The 16,072-nt window shown below is 62.2% G+C and carries 16 protein-coding genes and 1 pseudogene; 10 read left to right on the forward strand and 7 right to left on the reverse strand.

Annotated features, from left to right (window positions below):
- Positions 1-36: 36 nt before the first annotated feature.
- Positions 37-1,257, reverse strand: a complete 1,221-nt coding sequence (gene sstT, locus BLR69_RS01115) for a serine/threonine transporter SstT (protein ID WP_071495108.1) — start codon at positions 1,255-1,257, stop codon at positions 37-39.
- A 239-nt stretch (positions 1,258-1,496) separates the two neighbouring features.
- Here sstT and BLR69_RS01120 point away from each other — a divergent pair, with 239 nt between their 5' ends.
- Positions 1,497-2,654, forward strand: a complete 1,158-nt coding sequence (locus BLR69_RS01120; protein WP_071495107.1) for an MFS transporter — start codon at positions 1,497-1,499, stop codon at positions 2,652-2,654.
- Between the two features lie 4 nt (positions 2,655-2,658).
- Here BLR69_RS01120 and nhaR read toward each other — a convergent pair whose 3' ends face one another.
- Entirely contained in the window at positions 2,659-3,561 is a 903-nt protein-coding gene (gene nhaR / locus BLR69_RS01125) for a transcriptional activator NhaR (RefSeq protein ID WP_071495106.1), read from the reverse strand.
- A gap of 134 nt (positions 3,562-3,695) precedes the next feature.
- On the opposite strand from nhaR, the gene BLR69_RS01130 reads away from it, so the two are divergent.
- The 4 genes from BLR69_RS01130 to mnmH all read left to right on the forward strand — a co-directional run bounded on the left by BLR69_RS01130 (position 3,696) and on the right by mnmH (position 6,958).
- The gene (locus BLR69_RS01130; RefSeq protein ID WP_071495105.1) at positions 3,696-3,947 is read left to right on the forward strand and encodes a hypothetical protein; all 252 of its coding nucleotides are present in this window, start codon (positions 3,696-3,698) and stop codon (positions 3,945-3,947) included.
- Between the two features lie 26 nt (positions 3,948-3,973).
- On the forward strand, positions 3,974-4,726 hold the full coding sequence (locus tag BLR69_RS01135) for a TerC family protein (protein WP_071495104.1): 753 nt from the start codon (positions 3,974-3,976) through the stop codon (positions 4,724-4,726).
- 94 nt (positions 4,727-4,820) lie between these two features.
- Positions 4,821-5,855, forward strand: a complete 1,035-nt coding sequence (selD, locus tag BLR69_RS01140; protein WP_071495103.1) for a selenide, water dikinase SelD — start codon at positions 4,821-4,823, stop codon at positions 5,853-5,855.
- Positions 5,855-6,958, forward strand: a complete 1,104-nt coding sequence (gene mnmH / locus BLR69_RS01145) for a tRNA 2-selenouridine(34) synthase MnmH (RefSeq protein WP_071495102.1) — start codon at positions 5,855-5,857, stop codon at positions 6,956-6,958. The genes selD and mnmH overlap by 1 nt, the downstream gene beginning before the upstream one ends.
- 129 nt (positions 6,959-7,087) lie before the next feature.
- Here mnmH and BLR69_RS01150 read toward each other — a convergent pair whose 3' ends face one another.
- Both BLR69_RS01150 and BLR69_RS01155 read right to left on the reverse strand, forming a co-directional pair.
- Positions 7,088-8,143 (reverse strand): permease, encoded by a 1,056-nt coding sequence (locus tag BLR69_RS01150; RefSeq protein ID WP_071495198.1) that lies wholly within the window; start codon positions 8,141-8,143, stop codon positions 7,088-7,090.
- Between the two features lie 44 nt (positions 8,144-8,187).
- A complete protein-coding gene (locus BLR69_RS01155; RefSeq protein WP_071495101.1) occupies positions 8,188-8,889 on the reverse strand; it encodes a histidine phosphatase family protein in 702 nt (233 codons plus the stop codon).
- Positions 8,890-9,149: 260 nt separating this feature from the next.
- Here BLR69_RS01155 and BLR69_RS01160 point away from each other — a divergent pair, with 260 nt between their 5' ends.
- The 4 genes from BLR69_RS01160 to BLR69_RS01175 all read left to right on the forward strand — a co-directional run bounded on the left by BLR69_RS01160 (position 9,150) and on the right by BLR69_RS01175 (position 13,037).
- The gene (locus tag BLR69_RS01160) at positions 9,150-9,848 is read left to right on the forward strand and encodes a glutathione S-transferase N-terminal domain-containing protein (protein ID WP_071495100.1); all 699 of its coding nucleotides are present in this window, start codon (positions 9,150-9,152) and stop codon (positions 9,846-9,848) included.
- A 3-nt stretch (positions 9,849-9,851) separates the two neighbouring features.
- Complete coding sequence (locus BLR69_RS01165; protein WP_071495099.1) at positions 9,852-10,694, forward strand: PhzF family phenazine biosynthesis protein; 843 nt, start codon at positions 9,852-9,854, stop codon at positions 10,692-10,694.
- Between the two features lie 117 nt (positions 10,695-10,811).
- The gene (gene hemB, locus BLR69_RS01170) at positions 10,812-11,786 is read left to right on the forward strand and encodes a porphobilinogen synthase (RefSeq protein ID WP_071495098.1); all 975 of its coding nucleotides are present in this window, start codon (positions 10,812-10,814) and stop codon (positions 11,784-11,786) included.
- 165 nt (positions 11,787-11,951) lie between these two features.
- Positions 11,952-13,037, forward strand: a complete 1,086-nt coding sequence (locus BLR69_RS01175; RefSeq protein WP_071495097.1) for a DUF1615 domain-containing protein — start codon at positions 11,952-11,954, stop codon at positions 13,035-13,037.
- On the opposite strand, the gene BLR69_RS01180 is transcribed toward BLR69_RS01175, so the two are convergent.
- A complete protein-coding gene (locus BLR69_RS01180; RefSeq protein ID WP_071495096.1) occupies positions 13,038-13,823 on the reverse strand; it encodes a DUF4349 domain-containing protein in 786 nt (261 codons plus the stop codon).
- Between the two features lie 102 nt (positions 13,824-13,925).
- On the opposite strand from BLR69_RS01180, the pseudogene BLR69_RS30655 reads away from it, so the two are divergent.
- Positions 13,926-14,039 (forward strand): annotated as a pseudogene (locus BLR69_RS30655) (PaaI family thioesterase); the annotation flags it as partial.
- Positions 14,040-14,209: 170 nt separating this feature from the next.
- On the opposite strand, the gene BLR69_RS01185 reads toward BLR69_RS30655, so the two are convergent.
- Both BLR69_RS01185 and BLR69_RS01190 read right to left on the reverse strand, forming a co-directional pair.
- Positions 14,210-15,391, reverse strand: coding sequence for an acetyl-CoA C-acetyltransferase (locus BLR69_RS01185; protein WP_071495095.1), 1,182 nt, complete (start codon positions 15,389-15,391; stop codon positions 14,210-14,212).
- A gap of 11 nt (positions 15,392-15,402) precedes the next feature.
- Entirely contained in the window at positions 15,403-16,062 is a 660-nt protein-coding gene (locus tag BLR69_RS01190) for a CoA transferase subunit B (RefSeq protein WP_071495094.1), read from the reverse strand.
- Between the last annotated feature and the right edge of the window lie 10 nt (positions 16,063-16,072).

Here is a 16,072-nt window from a genome sequence, read left to right on the forward strand (position 1 = left end):
CTGCAAGAACCGCCCCGGTTTTTTTATGCGCGACGGTTAAGCCGGCTGTTCTTCCTTGCCCAGGCAAGCGGCGGCGGTGAACAACACATCGGTGGACGAATTCAGTGCGGTTTCCGCCGAATCCTGCAGCACACCGATGATGAAACCGACGGCCACCACCTGCATGGCAATCTCGCTGGGGATGCCGAACAGGCTGCACGCCAGCGGAATCAGCAACAACGAACCGCCTGCCACGCCGGAAGCACCGCACGCACAGATGGCCGCAACCACACTGAGCAGCACCGCAGTGGGCAGGTCGACGGCGATGCCCAGGGTATGCACGGCGGCCAGGGTCAGTACGGTGATGGTGATCGCCGCGCCGGCCATGTTGATGGTGGCGCCGAGCGGGATCGACACCGAGTAGGTGTCTTCATGCAGGCCCAGGCGTTTACTTAACGCCAGGTTTACCGGGATATTCGCTGCTGAACTGCGGGTGAAGAACGCGGTGATGCCGCTCTCGCGCAGGCACATCAGCACCAGCGGGTACGGATTGCGGCGCAGTTTCCAGAACACGATGGCCGGGTTGATCACCAGCGCCACGAACAGCATGCAGCCGATCAGCACCACCAGCAGGTGGGCGTAGCCGAGCAGGGCGCCGAAACCGGAGGTGGCCAGTGTGGAGGCGACCAGGCCGAAAATGCCCAGTGGCGCAAAGCGGATCACCACGCGCACGATCAGGGTCACGCCGTTGGACAGGTCTTCCAGCACCACCCGCGTGGTCGGCGCGGCGTGGCGAATGGCAATGCCCATGCCGATGGCCCACGCCAGGATGCCAATGAAGTTGGCATTCATCAGCGCGCTGACCGGGTTATCCACCACGCTCAGCAACAGGCTCTGCAACACTTCGCCGATGCCGCCGGGCGCGGTCACCGCTGCGTCATGGGTCGCCAGCACCAGCGAAGAGGGGAACCACATGCTGGCAACCACTGCCACCACCGCGGCGGCAAAGGTGCCCAGCAAATACAGGAACAGGATCGGCTTGATATGGGTTTCCTGGCCATGTTTATGGTTGGCAATGGATGCCATCACCAGCACAAACACCAGGATCGGTGCCACCGCCTTGAGCGCGGAAACAAATACCTTGCCGATAAACCCGGTGGAGCGTGCCACGTCGGGGAGCAGCAGGGCCAACAGGATGCCGGCGATCAGGCCGATGACGATTTGCGTGACCAGGCTGACGCGGGCCAGGCGTTGCAGGAGAGAGGGGGCAGCAGTCATAAACACTTGTCTCTAGTTTTTTTAGGGCGCAGCTACTGACTCGGAAAGTGCTGTAGGACGCGGGCTGCGAAGTCTAGCATGCTGCGGGAGAAGTCCTTGGCGGTGCGGCATTGCGTCACCCGCTTGCCCTGGCCTTGGCCAAATCCGGACATACTCTGATAAGATTCTGTTCTCTCATCTTTCCTCTCCGTCAGCGGGCCCTTCGGGCTGTCGTTGATGTCGTCGTTTCTGGAGTTTTCATGTTGTTTCCCATCCTGCTGCTGTCAGCCGCCGGCTTTACCGTGCTGACCACAGAATTCGTGATCGTCGGCCTGTTGCCGTCCATCGCCCGCGACTTGAATGTCAGTGTGTCCCAGGCCGGGCTGCTGGTGACCTTGTTCGCGTTTACCGTGGCGGCGTTTGGTCCGTTTCTGACGGCGTACTGCGCACGTTTCCCGCGCAAGCGCCTGTTTATCAGCATCCTGATCCTGTTTGGTGTGGCCAATACCGTGGCGGCCCTGGCACCGAACATTTGGGTGATGGCGCTGGCACGGTTGATCCCGGCGCTGGGTTTACCGGTGTTCTGGGCCCTGGCCAGTGAAACGGCGGTGGACATCGTCGGCCCTGAATTCGCTGGCCGCGCGATTGAAAAAATCGGCTTCGGTATTGTCTGTGCCACGGTGTTCGGCATTCCGGTGGGCACGCTGATTTCGGATATGTTCGGCTGGCGCAGCGCGTTTGCCATCCTCGCGGTGATCGCGCTGGCCAAGGCCTTGCTGCTGTTTATCTACCTGCCGGTGACCCAGCCGAAGAACGATGAAGTGACGTTGCGCGCGCAGTTCAAGATCCTGCGCAACCCGCTGATGCAGGGGCATATCCTGCTGTCGATCCTGGTGTTCAGCGGCATGTTCACGGCGTACACCTACCTTGCGGACATCCTTGAGCGCCTGGCCGGGTTCGACGGCACGCTGGTGGGCTGGTGCCTGATGGGCTTCGGTGCGGTCGGCCTGATCGGCAACTCCCTGGGCGGACGGGCGGTGGATCGCCACCCATTGATCGCCTCCATGGTGTTCTGCGGCTTCATGATCGCCGGCATGGTCGCGCTGGTGCCGGCGATTCATTCGAGCATCGGCCTGGCGGCGGCGATGGCCGTGTGGGGCGTAACCCAGGCGGCGATGTTCCTGGTCAGCCATGTGCGCCTGATGAAGGCCGCGCCCCACGCGCCGGCGTTTGCCGCGTCGCTGAACATTGCCGGGGCCAACCTGGGGATCGGCCTTGGGGCCATGGTCGGCGGGCATGTGATTGACACCCTCGGCCTGGGCAGCCTGGGCTTTGCGGCGTCCGGGTTCATCCTGGTGTCGATCCTGCTGGCGTTGTGGCTGATGACCGCCAAGCAACCGATCTCCTCCAGTACCTGAGCCGTCAGGGCAGGGCGGTGAACAGCTCGCGCCGGGCGCCTTCGGTAATCGCCACGATGCCGGGGTGTTTGACTTTGCGCTCCACCGAGATCGCGTAGAACGACTCGGTCACGGCCACGGTCTGGCCAATCAGCGCCACGCCGTACTGGCGCACCACCTCGTCGGCAATCACGCTGGGGGCGATAAAGATCCCGCTGCCGGATTGGCCGAATGCCTGCATCAAGGCGCTGTCGTCGAACTCGCCGATGATCTTCGGTTGAATCTGTTGCTCGGCAAACCAGCGCTGTAAACGGCTGCGTACCACGGTTTCCGCGCCCGGAATCAACAGCGGCGCGCCGTGCAGGCACTGTGGGAAATTTCCTCTGTGTTCGTCAGCCAGGGCCTGGGTGGCGAAGAAACTGATGCCACATTCCCCCAACTTTTGGCTGTAGCCCTTGATGTCCAGGTGCGTGGGCATGGGGCTGTCGGAAATCACCAGGTCCAGGCGTTGGATCGCCAGGTCGGCGAGCAGGCGTTCGAGTTTGTCTTCGCGGCAGGTGATGCGGATCGGCTCGTTCAGCTCCATGGTCGGCGCGATCAACCGGTAGACGATGGACTTGGGCACCACATCCGCCACGCCGACGCGGAACAGGATCTGCTGTTCGTCGGGCTGCGCGCGCAGCATCGCCTCCAATTCATTGCCGGTCTGGAACATCTGCTCGGCATAGGGCAGGGCCTGGCGCCCGGCTTCGGTCAACTCCAACTGCCGGCCGACGCGCTGAAACAGCGCGATACCGAAGGTTTGCTCGAACAGGCTGATCTGCCCGCTGATGGTCTGGGGCGTGAGGTTGAGTTGCTCACACGCGCGCACGATGCTGCCGGTCTTGGCCACCACCCAGAAGTAGTGCAGTTGTCGGTAATTGAGCATGCTCGCCATCACTTCGTAAAAACCGAAGTATACGCGAGAAAAATACGAATTTTCCTGAACTGTTTGCCTGCATAGAATGCCTCGCTATCGCGGGGCCACTATTTGGACCCAATGGTTCTAACGAGGAAGACATCATGAAACTCAATTCCCTGGGCGCGGCATCCTTGCTTGCGCTTTCATTGGTAGTGGTCAGCGGTTGCGATCAGGTCGAGAAAAGCGCGCAGCAGGTGCTGGGCAAGGCCACCGAATCGGCCAAGCAAGCTATCGATGACACCCACAAGGCTGCCGAACAGGCATTGAGTGAAGCGACCAACGGCCTGATCAACCCGCAGAAGAAGGATGATCAGGAAGAGAAAGAAACCGAATCGAACAGTAAAGAAGCCTAATTTCCGCTCAACGTCAGGACTGACCTATGGATTACCTTTTACAACTGGCCGCCAGCCCCACCGCCTGGATTGCCCTGGCGACCTTGATCGTGATGGAGATCGTGCTGGGCATCGATAACCTGATCTTCATCTCGATCCTCACCAACAAGTTGCCGGAGCAACATCGGGCCAAGGCGCGACGCATCGGTATCAGCATGGCGTTGGTGTTGCGGTTGGGCCTATTGAGCACCATCGCGTTCATCGTGCAACTGACGGCGCCGGTGTTCGAAGTGTTCGGCCAGGCGTTTTCGTGGAAGGACATGATCCTGATCGCCGGTGGCCTGTTCTTGGTGTGGAAGGCCACTACCGAGATCCATCACAGCATGGACCCGGAGCCTGAAGAGAAGGAAACCAACGCCGGCAACGTCGTGGCCATCGGCTTTGCCGCGGCCATCGGGCAGATCCTGTTGCTCGACCTGGTGTTCTCCATCGACAGCATTATCACCGCCGTGGGCATGACCGAGCACTTGCCGATCATGATCATTGCCGTGGTGACCTCGGTGATCGTGATGCTGGTGGCGGCCGAACCGCTGGCCAAGTTCATCAACGACAACCCGACCGTGGTGATGCTGGCCCTGGGCTTCCTGATCATGATCGGCATGACCCTGATCGCCGAAGGCTTCGGCGCCCATGTACCCAAAGGCTACGTGTATGCGGCCATGGCGTTCTCGGCGGCCATCGAATGCTTGAACATTGCCCGGCGTAACCGCCACCAGCGTTTGCTCGCTGCCCGGCAGTAATCGCTGAAACCAAACGGCCGGCTGCGCTCATTTGAGCCCAGCCGGCTTTTTGCTGTCTGTTAGAATTCGCGCACTTGATAGCGTGAGGTCCTACATGAACGAGCCGATTCGTCTTACCCAGTACAGCCACGGCGCGGGGTGTGGCTGCAAGATATCGCCCCAGGTCCTGGAAGTGATCCTCGCCGGCAGCGGCGCACAGAACCTTGACCCCAACCTGTGGGTGGGCAACGCCTCGCGTGACGATGCGGCGGTGTACGCCATCGACGACGAGCGCGGCGTGGTCTCCACCACCGACTTCTTCATGCCGATTGTCGATGATCCCTTCGATTTCGGCCGGATTGCCGCCACCAATGCCATCAGCGATATCTACGCCATGGGCGGCGATCCGCTGATGGCCATCGCTATTCTGGGCTGGCCGGTGAACGTACTGGCGCCGGAGATTGCCCGCGAAGTGATCCGTGGCGGCCGTTCGGTGTGTGACGAAGCCGGCATTCCTCTGGCGGGCGGGCATTCCATCGACGCCCCGGAGCCGATCTTCGGCCTGGCCGTAACCGGCATCGTGCAAAAACGCCATATGAAGCGCAACGACACGGCCACCGCCGGTTGCCGGTTGTATCTCACCAAGCCAATCGGCATCGGCATCCTCACCACCGCCGAGAAGAAGGGCAAGTTGCGCGAGGCGGATATCGGCCTGGCCCGCGACTGGATGTGCACCCTGAACAAGCCCGGCAGCCGTTTCGGCAAGTTGGCGGGGGTGACGGCAATGACCGATGTCACCGGTTTCGGCTTGTTGGGCCACCTGGTGGAAATGGCTGACGGCAGCGGCGTGACCGCACGTATCGAATACGCCAAGGTCCCACGCCTGGCCGGGATCGAGGACTACCTGGACCAGGGCTGTATGCCCGGCGGAACCTTGCGCAACTTCGACAGTTATTCGAGCAAGGTGGGACGCTTGCAGGAACTGCACAAACGCGTGCTGTGCGACCCGCAGACCAGCGGCGGCCTGTTGATCGCCGTCACGCCCGAGGGCGACGCCGAATTCCACCGCATGGCGGCTGAACTGGGCCTGGTCCTGGAACCTATCGGCGAGCTGCTCGAGCGACAGACCCACGCGGTTGAGGTGATTTGATGGCAACCGATATCACCGACTACCGCGATATTTTCCTCAATGATCGGCCAATGATGGATACCCGCGCGCCGATCGAGTTCACCAAGGGTGCGTTCCCGGGGGTGATCAACCTGCCGCTGATGACCGACGACGAACGTCAGCGCGTCGGCACCTGCTACAAGCAACAGGGCCAGCAGGCCGCCATTGTGCTCGGGCATGAGCTGGTGTCCGGCGCTATCAAGGCCGAGCGTATCGAGCAGTGGGCGCGGTTCGCCAAGGCCCACCCCGAGGGCTACCTCTACTGTTTCCGTGGCGGGCTGCGTTCGCAGATCGTGCAGCAATGGCTCAAGACCGAAGCCGGCATCGAGTATCCCCGTGTCGGTGGCGGCTACAAGGCCATGCGTACGTTTTTGCTGGAGACCGTCGAGCACGCCGCCACGCAGTGTGACTTCGTGCTGCTGGGCGGCATGACCGGTACTGGCAAGACCGAAGTCCTCGGCCAGTTGCGCAATGCCCTGGACCTGGAAGGCCACGCCAACCATCGCGGCTCCAGCTTCGGCAAACGCGCCACGGCGCAGCCGTCCAACATCGACTTTGAAAACCGCCTGGCCGTGGACCTGCTGAAAAAGCGTGCCGCGGGTATCGAGCAGTTCGTGGTCGAGGATGAGAGCCGCATGATCGGCAGTTGTGCGCTGCCGCTGGCGTTGCACAAGGGCATGCAGACGTTCCAGATGGTGTGGCTGCAGGACAGCGTAGAAGGGCGGGTCGAGCGGATCCTGCGCGACTATGTGGTGGACCTGCGCGCCGAGTTTATCGAGGTGTTCGGCGACGCCGGCCAGGCGCTGTTTGCCGAGCGCCTGACCCAGAGCCTGGGCAATATCCATAAACGCCTGGGCGGCGAACGCTTCCAGCGCTTGCAGGCGATCTTGCAGGCGGCCCTGGCGGAGCAGGCCCGCAGCGGTGACGTGCACCTGCATCGCGCCTGGATCGAAGGGCTTTTGCGTGAATATTACGACCCGATGTACGCCTTCCAGCGTGAAAGCAAAGGCGCACGGATCGAGTTCGCGGGGGAGCAGGGCGCCGTGGTGGAGTATTTGCGCGAGCGCAATGTTCGACGAAGCTGATGGGGGCGCTTCAAGGGCCTCATCGCGAGCAAGCCCGCTCCCACATTTAACCGCGTTTATTCTGTAGGAATGCGGTCGAATGTGGGAGCGGGCTTGCTCGCGAAAGCGACATCAGCCTCACAAAGGCAACTAAAGAATAGCCGCGCCGATCAACCCACACAGTACTCCCACCAACATAGTCAACCCAGCCACCGTCACCAGCACCCGCGCATCGAAGTCCTTGCGCAGCATCAGCAGCGACGGCAGGCTCACGCTGGGCAGGGTCATCAGCAAGGCCACGGCCGGGCCGGTGCCCATGCCCAGGGTCATCATGGTTTGTACGATGGGGATCTCGGCGGCGGTGGGAATCACGAACAACGTACCGACAATCGCCAGCGGCACCAGCCATACCAGGCTGTTGGCCATGGCGCCGTCGACATGGGGGAACAGCCACACGCGCGCGGCACCCAGGATCAGCACGGCCAGGATGTACACCGGGATCGTGCTCCAGAACAACTGCCACAGGGTCCGCAGCCAACGGCCCAGGAACGGCTGGGACTCAACCGCGCTGACCTCGGCGACCGCGCCCAGCGCCGCTTCCGGTACCTGGTCCGGGCGGGCGATACGTTGCGCGATCAGCGACACGCCCACCACCAGCACAATCCCCGCCACCAGCCGCAATGCGGTGAAGCCCCAACCCAGCACGAAGCCCATGAACACCAGGGTCGCCGGGTTCAGCACGGGGTTGGCGATCCAGAACGCCAGCGCCGCGCCCACCGATACCTGCTGCCGACGCATGCCGGCCGCCACCGGAGCCGCGCAGCAACTGCACATCATCCCCGGCAGGGCGAACAGCCCGCCGCGCACAGTCGAACCCAGCCCGGCACGGCCGAACAGGCGCAGCAGCCAGTCGCGCGGGATCAGCACTTGCAGGAGGGAGCCCAGGATCACCGCCAGGACGGCGGCCTTCCAGATCGCCAGGAAGTACACCTGGGCATACGCCAGCGCGGCCGCCAGGGGCGAGCTTTGCTGGTCGTGGAGAATCGAGGCGCCAATGCTGTGGTTATCGGCGGCGACGAAGGCCTTGAGGTAGTAAGGCGACCACTTCACGTAGTAGAGGCCGACGCAGGCGACCAGCAGGAACAGCGCTGGTTTCCACCAGAACGACCAGCCCCGGTTGGGCTGGGGGGAGGCAAGGTTGGGCATGGTGATGATCCGCAGGTGAGTCAATAGCGGCGCATCATACGCCCTCAGCTCTCGGCACTCACCTGAGTCGGGGGTGGGCAGGTTTCTTCGCCGTTGTTCAGGCCCTGCTTGTAGTTGCGGCTCAGCAACGAGGCCTTGCCGTTGTGCCAGGTCAACGTCAGCACATACAGCGTGTCATAGTCGCTGCCGGACCAGTCGTCGGTGATGGTGTGTTTTTCGCCGGACGCTTCGCTCGCCACCTTGTTGATCAACTCCGGCAGGTAACCGTGGGACCAGGCGGTGTAGATGATGGAGTTGTGGTACTTGTCTTCCACCAGTTCGTCGGCGAGGGCACTGGTGTCATTTGCGGAAAACTTGATGTTGACCGGCAGGCCGAGCTTGATCGCGCTGGGGCTGATGGTCATCAGCGGGCGAATATAGCTGTAGGAATGGTCCAGCTCGCCTTCCTCCACATTGCGTGTCGGGTTGGCGGCGAACACGAAGTTGGCCTTGCCGAACTTTTCCGGCAGCAGGGTCGCGAGGTTCATCGCCCGGTTGAGGCCCTGGCAATTGAGCTGGCCCAGGCCGCCGGCGGGTTTTTCACCGTGGCGCAGGAAGACCAGGGTTTGCACACCGTCTACCTGGTCGGCGTTGCTGATGCGCGACTCCAGGGTCAGGTCGATGGCGCCGCCGATCAGCAATAGCGGCAACATGATGTATGAATAGCGTTTCAGTCGTTGCACTAGGCGCAGAGGCTTGATCGTCATTATAGGTTCGAGTCTTCATGCGTCACGTTAAGGCAGACACGCCTGGCCACGATGACGCCTGGGGCGCCTGTGGTGTTCCCTGTCGAGATAGCCAGGTGCCTCCTTTCACCGTTCGAGCGCACTTATGAGTGCGCGAGGGCGTATTGGTTCGCCCTCGCGGGATAATAGCCTGCGCTTGTTGCGTATTGATGACCCATGCAGGACGCTCGCCAGATGACTATCATGGGGGCTTTCAGCACTTAAACACATGGGGCTTTCCGATGAACCCACTCGCCGCGTTCCCGATCAACAGCAAATGGCCTGCCCAGCATCCCGAGCGCCTGCAACTGTACTCGCTGCCGACCCCCAACGGGGTAAAAGTGTCGATCATGCTCGAAGAGCTCGGCCTGCCCTATGAAGCGCACAAAGTCAGCTTCGAGACCCAGGACCAGTTATCTCCCGAGTTCCTGTCGCTGAACCCCAACAACAAGATCCCTGCGATCATCGACCCCAATGGCCCCAGCGGCCAGCCGCTGGCGTTGTTCGAATCCGGCGCGATCCTGATCTACCTGGCGGAAAAAACCAGTCAATTGCTCTCCGAGGACCCGGCGACACGTTATGAAACCATTCAATGGCTGATGTTCCAGATGGGCGGTATCGGCCCGATGTTCGGCCAGTTAGGTTTTTTCAACAAATTCGCCGGCAAGGCCTACGAAGACAAACGCCCGCGCGACCGTTATGCCGCCGAATCCCGGCGCCTGCTCGATGTGCTGGAAAAACGCCTGCTGGGCCGTACCTGGATCATGGGCGACGAGTACAGCATCGCTGATATCGCCACCTTCCCGTGGGTCCGCAACCTGATCGGTTTCTACGAGTCCGGTGACCTTGTGGGCATTGCCGACTTTCCCAATGTGCTGCGCGCGCTGGACGGTTTCGTTGCACGGCCGGCGGTGATCCGCGGCCTTAATATTCCGAGTTGAAGCATGCCGACTTTCGATTTCAAACAGCTGGACGTGTTCAGCCGCGTGCCGCTCAAAGGCAACCCGCTGGCGGTGGTGTTCGGCGCTGACAGCCTGGGCGACCAACAGATGGCGGATTTCGCCAACTGGACCAACCTCAGTGAAACCACGTTCTTACTGACGCCACGCGATCCCCGGGCTGACTACCGGGTGCGGATTTTCACCACCTTGACCGAATTGCCTTTCGCCGGGCACCCGACGCTGGGCAGTTGCCATGCCTGGTTGCAGGCAGGCGGTATCCCCAAAGGCGAGGACATCGTCCAGGAGTGCGAAATCGGCCTGGTGCGTATCCGTCGCCAAGGCGATGAACTGGCGTTTATCGCGCCGCCGTTATTGCGCTCCGGCACCGTGGACGCGCCGTTGCTGGAGCGTGTGCGCCTGGGTTTGGGCCTGGAGCCGGGGGCCATCGTGCGCAGCCAGTGGGTGGACAATGGCGCCGGCTGGCTCGCGGTGATGCTGGCAGACCGTGACCAGGTCCTGGCGTTGCGGCCGGACTATTCGCAACTGTTGGGGTTGGCCGTAGGTGTGATCGCCCCCTGTGACGCCGGGCGCGATGATGTGGACGCGCAATTTGAAGTGCGAGCCTTTATTGCCGGCGACGGCGCCCAGGAAGACCCGGCCACCGGCAGCTTGAACGCCGGGCTCGCGCAATGGTTGCTCAGCGAGGGCCTGGCGCCCGAGCGCTTTGTGGTCAGCCAGGGCACCGCCATAGGTCGGGCAGGGCGGATCCGCGTTGAGCGCCAGGGCGATGAAATCTGGATCGGTGGCGCTGTTTCGGTGTGCATCGAAGGGCGTGTACAGCTCTAGATCAATAAATTGTTACCGCCCACGCAATACACTATTGGCCCCTCGGCGTTTGTGCTGCCGGGGCCTGGGGGCATAAGCTTTCGCCCCAAAGATTTTCTGCCTTGCGATAGGACCACCATGACCAGCCAGTTCCCCCAAGCCCGTCCACGCCGCCTGCGCCGCTCCCCGGAGCTGCGTGGCCTGTTCCAGGAAACCGAATTCACCCTCAACGACTTGGTGCTGCCGATTTTCGTCGAAGAAGAAATCGATGACTTCGTGCCTATCACCAGCATGCCGGGCGTGCAGCGCATCCCTGAGAAGAAACTGGCCGGCGAGATCGAGCGTTATGCCCGTGCCGGCATCAAGTCGGTGATGACCTTCGGCGTGTCCCATCATCTGGACGCCAGCGGCAGCGACACCTGGAAGGAGCGTGGCCTGGTCTCGCGCATGTCCTCGATCATCAAGGATGCCGTGCCGGAAATGATCGTGATGTCCGATACCTGCTTCTGCGAATACACCGACCACGGCCACTGCGGTGTGATGCACGGTGCCCATGTCGACAACGACGCGACGCTGGTTAACCTCGGCAAGCAGGCCGTGGCCGCCGCCCGTGCCGGTGCCGATGTGATTGCCCCTTCGGCGGCGATGGACGGCCAGGTCCAGGCGATCCGCCGTGCCCTGGATGACGCCGGTTTCACCCATATCCCGATCATGGCTTACTCGACCAAATTCGCCTCGGCCCTCTACGGCCCGTTCCGCGAAGCCGGTGGCAGTGCGCTCAAGGGCGACCGCAAGAGCTACCAGATGAACCCGATGAACCGCCGCGAAGCCGTACGCGAATCGCTGCTGGACGAACAGGAAGGCGCAGATGCGCTGATGGTCAAGCCGGCCGGTGCCTACCTCGACATCATCCGCGACATCCGCGAAGCCTCGCGCCTGCCGGTGGCGGCGTACCAGGTGAGCGGCGAGTACGCGATGATCAAGTTCGGCGCCCAGGCCGGGGCGATCGATGAGGACCGTGTGGTGCGTGAGACGCTGGGCTCGATCAAGCGCGCGGGTGCGGATTTGATCTTCACCTACTTCGCGATGGACCTGGCGTTGGCCGGGATCTAGAACCACCGCACATTCAAAGGTGGGAGGGGGCTTGCTCCCGATGGCGGCGGCACATTCAACTTCTTTGTTGGCTGAGCCACTGCTATCGGGAGCAAGCCCCCTCCCACATTTGCCTGCGTCGTTTGTGGGGTAGTATTTCAATTCCGCTGCCTCAGGAAGCTTTGAATGTCTTCGTCCCGTCTTACCCTTTTACTCTGTTCGCTACTGGTACTGGCCGGCTGCTCCACCACGCGCAACCCGCAACAGCCGCAGCGCAGCGAGGCCGAGGTGAAAGCACAGGTCGTGCGGCTGTTGCCGGCCAAGGTGGCCGATCGCGAGGGCTGGGCCCAGGACATCTACACCGCCTTCGATACCCAGAACATCTACCCCAGCACGGAAAACATCTGCGCGGTGCTGGCGGTGACCGAGCAGGAGTCGACCTATCAGGTCGACCCGCCGGTGCCCAACATGGGCAAGATCGCCCAGGACGAAATCCTGCGGCGTGCCGGCAACGTGCATGTGCCGGCGTTTGTCGTGCGCAGCGCCCTGCAACTGCGCTCACCCAGTGGCAAGACCTACGCCGACCGCCTCAATGCTGCGCGCACGGAGAAGGACCTGAGCGGCATCTTTGATGACTTCATCAGCATGGTGCCCCTGGGCAATACGTTGTTTGGTGGTTTCAACCCGGTGCATACCGCAGGCCCGATGCAGGTGAGTATCGACTTTGCGCAGAAACAGGCGCGGGGTTATCCCTACACGGTGGATGGCACGATTCGTCGCGAAGTCTTTACCCGGCGTGGTGGCATGTACTTCGGCATTGCGCATTTACTGGGTTACCCGGTGAACTACGATCGGCCGCTGTATCGCTTTGCCGATTTCAATGCCGGGTGGTACGCCAGCCGCAATGCCGCATTCCAGGCGGCCGTCAGCCGCGTCTCGGGCACCGAGTTGGCCCTGGATGGAGATTTGATTCGCTATGGCTCACTGCTGCCCGGCACCACCGAGCTGGCGGTGCGTTCATTAGGGGCAAAACTGGACATGCGCAACCCCAGCATCCGCAGTCAGCTGGAGCAGGGCGAGCAATTGGACTTCGAGGACACCACCCTGTACAAGCGCGTGTTCGCGCTGGCCGACAAGGCCGCCGGCAAGCCGATGCCACGGGCCATCCTGCCGGGCATCGTGCTCAAGAGTCCCAAGATCACCCGTAACCTGACCACGGCCTGGTTTGCCCAGCGGGTCGACGAGCGCTATCAGCGCTGCCTGAAGCGCTGATCAGGTGCGACGTTTGACAAAACGCCGCCACAGCCACACCCACAACCACAGCACCGGGAACGCCAGGATCACGAACGGCAGTACATAGCTTGATCGCTCCAGGGCGTCGGCGGTGCCGTCGACCAGATTGTCGCCCAGGTTGCTGAACATCCTGCTGAACCGTGATGGCTGGTTTGCGCCGTCAGAGGAACGGAAGTTCAGCGTCACCCGGTTCGTATCCAGACGACGTTGCTGGCCGGCGGCAACCTGGGTCAGTTCCTGTAGATCGTTTTCAATACCGGCCTGCTCCTTGCTCAAGGCAATCAGGTCACTGACGGTGATGTCCTTGCGCTTGGCCAGCTCATCCAGCCGTTGTTGTTGAGCCTGCAGGCGGTCCTGGCGGCGGCGTACGTCGGCGACGGCATCGGCCAGGTCCTCGGCGGTGGTGATGCGCTGGCCGAGCTTGCCGCCTTCAGCCGCCATGGCAACCATCGGTTCGACCCCGGTTGGCGCGATGCGCAGGATGATCTGGCCGCCGCTGCCGTCTTCGGTGATGCCGAGGATATTGCAGGCACCAAAACGCGCGGTTTCGCAGGCCTCGCGGGTGGCCTGCATGCGCGGCGCGAGCAGGGCGCCGGGCAGGGCCAGGCTCAGTTCATGTTCATAGGCCAACTGCGCGCCGGCCCGGCTTTGTTCGCCGTTGATCACCCGTGCGCTGGACTGATCCTTGGGCGAACAGCCGGCAACGGCCAGGGTTGCCAGCAGGAACAGGAGATAGGGTTTTGGCTTGCCGTCCAGATGGCGCATTGCGGTTCCTTGGCAGGTACGAGGGAATTTGACGGCGATTAAAGCGGGTCTGATGGATTAACGCAAAGCATCGGAGGGGATTTGCGTGGCTGATGGTGATGGCCGTTGCCGTTGATTACAGCAAGCATGACCTTGGATTACTCGGGCGCGGTGCAGGTGGGGGAGAAGGTGGTGGCGCGGGCGAGTGCGGTGTTTGCGGTGCCACAGCCTCAGTGAGGCAGATAAAGAAAGGGCCTGGTTTTCGTGGAACCAGGCCTTTTCTGTGTTGCTCTTTTAGTGCTTTTCTGTAGGAGCGAGCTTGCTTGCGAAGATCGCTAATGATGACGCAGCTCTTCTGGCAGTAATCGGTGCCCGTAGATTTTTCGCGAGCAAGCTCGCTCCTACAGTCAAGCGCGTTCGAGGGCTAGGGCTACGCCTTGGCCGCCGCCGATGCACAGGGTCGCCAGGCCTTTCTTGGCATCGCGCTTGATCATTTCATGCAGCAGGGTTACCAGCACGCGGCAGCCCGAGGCGCCGATCGGGTGGCCGATGGCGATGGCGCCGCCGTTGACGTTGACCTTGTCGGCGTCCCATTCCAGCTCTTTGCCCACCGCCAGGGATTGAGCGGCGAAGGCTTCGTTGGCTTCGATCAGGTCCAGGTCGCCCAGGCTCCAACCGGCTTTGTCCAGGCAACGGCGGGTGGCCGATACCGGGCCGATGCCCATGATCGCCGGGTCGACGCCGGCGTTGGCGTAGCTGGCAATGCGCGCCAGCACTGGCAGGCCGAGGGCCTTGGCCTTGTCGACGCTCATCAGCAGCACCGCAGCGGCGCCGTCGTTGAGGCTGGAGGCGTTGCCGGCGGTGACGCTGCCGTCTTTCTTGAACGCTGGTTTCAGCTTGCCCAGGGATTCGGCGGTGGTGCCGGCTCGGGGTTGTTCATCGACGGCGAAGGCCACCGGGTCGCCTTTGCGCTGAGGAATCAGGATCGGTGTGATCTCATCGACAAACCGCCCAGCCTCGATCGCCGCAGCGGCTTTCTGCTGGGAGGCAGCGGCGAACGCGTCCTGGGCTTCACGGCTGATGCCGTACTTGTCCACCAGGTTCTCGGCGGTGATGCCCATGTGGTAGTCGTTGAACGCGTCCCACAGGCCATCGGTGATCATGCTGTCGATCATCTTGGCGTGGCCCATGCGCAAACCGGTGCGCACGGCGGGCAATACGTACGGAGCCAGGCTCATGTTTTCCATGCCGCCGGCGATGATTACCTCGGCGTCACCGCAACGGATGGCCTGGGCGCCCAGGTGCAGGGCCTTGAGGCCCGAGCCGCAAACCTTGTTCAAGGTCAGGCTGGGCACCGCGTGGGGCAGGCCGGCCAGGATCGACGCCTGGCGCGCCGGGTTCTGGCCGGAGCCTGCGGTGAGGACCTGGCCGAGGATCACTTCATCCACTTCGGCCGGGTCCAGGCCGGTCTGCTCCAGCAGGCGACGGATCACGGCGGCGCCCAGTTCCGGTGCCGGAATGTTCGCCAGCGAACCCTGGAAGCTGCCCACGGCGGTGCGGGTGGCAGCAACAATCACGACGTCTTGCATGGAATCTGTCCTCACTGGAAATGCATTTCTGGAACGTGGTCCGGGACGATCAGTTTACCGGCGGTCTTGCTCACAATCTCTTCAACGCTGACGCCAGGTGCGCGTTCCTTGAGGACAAAAGCGCCATTTTCGATTTCCAGGTACGCCAGGTCCGTCAATACACGCTTGATGCAGTTGGCGCCAGTCAACGGCAGGCTGCACTGGCTGAGCAGCTTGGACTCACCGTCCTTGGACGCGTGGGTCATGATCACGATGATGTTTTCCGCACCGGCCACCAGGTCCATGGCGCCGCCCATGCCTTTGACCAGCTTGCCGGGGATCATCCACGACGCGATGTTGCCCTGTACGTCGACTTCAAATGCACCGAGTACCGTGAGGTCGACGTGGCCGCCGCGGATCATCGCGAAGGACTCGGCGGACGAGAAGATCGACGCGCCGATACGCGCGGTGACGGTCTGCTTGCCGGCGTTGATCATGTCGGCATCGATGGTGTCTTCGGTCGGAAACGGGCCCATGCCAAGCAGGCCGTTTTCCGATTGCAGCATCACTTCCATGCCTTCGGGAATGTAGTTGGCCACCAGGGTCGGAATGCCGATGCCCAGGTTCACGTAGTAACCGTCCTGCATTTCGCGGGCGACGCGTTGAGCCATTTGTTCGCGGGTAAGAGCCATTTTATGTGTC

It is taken from the genome of Pseudomonas azotoformans (assembly GCF_900103345.1).
In the GTDB taxonomy this organism is placed as follows: domain Bacteria; phylum Pseudomonadota; class Gammaproteobacteria; order Pseudomonadales; family Pseudomonadaceae; genus Aquipseudomonas; species Aquipseudomonas azotoformans.

Coding starts and splice junctions, on each gene's coding strand:
- mnmH (WP_071495102.1), top strand. CDS start 5,855: ATGGCAACCGATATCACCGACTACCGCGATATTTTCCTCAATGATCGG.
- BLR69_RS01190 (WP_071495094.1), bottom strand. CDS start 16,062: ATGGCTCTTACCCGCGAACAAATGGCTCAACGCGTCGCCCGCGAAATG.
- BLR69_RS01165 (WP_071495099.1), top strand. CDS start 9,852: ATGCCGACTTTCGATTTCAAACAGCTGGACGTGTTCAGCCGCGTGCCG.
- BLR69_RS01130 (WP_071495105.1), top strand. CDS start 3,696: ATGAAACTCAATTCCCTGGGCGCGGCATCCTTGCTTGCGCTTTCATTG.
- nhaR (WP_071495106.1), bottom strand. CDS start 3,561: ATGCTCAATTACCGACAACTGCACTACTTCTGGGTGGTGGCCAAGACC.
- BLR69_RS01185 (WP_071495095.1), bottom strand. CDS start 15,391: ATGCAAGACGTCGTGATTGTTGCTGCCACCCGCACCGCCGTGGGCAGC.
- hemB (WP_071495098.1), top strand. CDS start 10,812: ATGACCAGCCAGTTCCCCCAAGCCCGTCCACGCCGCCTGCGCCGCTCC.
- BLR69_RS01150 (WP_071495198.1), bottom strand. CDS start 8,143: ATGCCCAACCTTGCCTCCCCCCAGCCCAACCGGGGCTGGTCGTTCTGG.
- selD (WP_071495103.1), top strand. CDS start 4,821: ATGAACGAGCCGATTCGTCTTACCCAGTACAGCCACGGCGCGGGGTGT.
- BLR69_RS01175 (WP_071495097.1), top strand. CDS start 11,952: ATGTCTTCGTCCCGTCTTACCCTTTTACTCTGTTCGCTACTGGTACTG.
- BLR69_RS01180 (WP_071495096.1), bottom strand. CDS start 13,823: ATGCGCCATCTGGACGGCAAGCCAAAACCCTATCTCCTGTTCCTGCTG.
- BLR69_RS01135 (WP_071495104.1), top strand. CDS start 3,974: ATGGATTACCTTTTACAACTGGCCGCCAGCCCCACCGCCTGGATTGCC.
- BLR69_RS01160 (WP_071495100.1), top strand. CDS start 9,150: ATGAACCCACTCGCCGCGTTCCCGATCAACAGCAAATGGCCTGCCCAG.
- BLR69_RS01120 (WP_071495107.1), top strand. CDS start 1,497: ATGTTGTTTCCCATCCTGCTGCTGTCAGCCGCCGGCTTTACCGTGCTG.
- BLR69_RS01155 (WP_071495101.1), bottom strand. CDS start 8,889: ATGACGATCAAGCCTCTGCGCCTAGTGCAACGACTGAAACGCTATTCA.
- sstT (WP_071495108.1), bottom strand. CDS start 1,257: ATGACTGCTGCCCCCTCTCTCCTGCAACGCCTGGCCCGCGTCAGCCTG.